This is a genomic window from Microseira wollei NIES-4236, from assembly GCF_020521235.1.
GTDB classification, from domain to species: domain Bacteria; phylum Cyanobacteriota; class Cyanobacteriia; order Cyanobacteriales; family Aerosakkonemataceae; genus Microseira; species Microseira wollei.
Window position 1 is genome coordinate 1 of the sequence record NZ_BLAY01000628.1, and the last position, 322, is coordinate 322.

Annotated in this window: 1 protein-coding gene; it reads right to left on the reverse strand. The window is 54.7% G+C overall.

What is annotated here, in order from left to right:
• Positions 1-294 (reverse strand): hypothetical protein (locus MiSe_RS50080; RefSeq protein ID WP_226595083.1); only part of this gene is annotated, 294 nt, incomplete at its 3' end.
• Positions 295-322: the final 28 nt, after the last annotated feature.

Here is a 322-nt window from a genome sequence, read left to right on the forward strand (position 1 = left end):
ACCATTTTGGCCATGGTCAAAACAATCTGTTGCCCGCCGTGCCCTTAGGGGCACGGCATCAACCATTTTGGCCATGGTCAAAACAATCTGTTGCCCGCCGTGCCCCAAAAGGAGCGTGCAAAATATGGGCGGCAGTAGGGGCACGGCATCAACCATTTTGGCCATGGTCAAAACAATCTGTTGCCCGCCGTGCCCTAGGGGCACGGCATCAACCATTTTGGCCATGGTCAAAACAATCTGTTGCCCGCCGTGCCCCAAAAGGAGCGTGCAAAATATGTGCGGCAGTAGGGGCACGGCATCAACCATTTTGGCCATGGTCAAA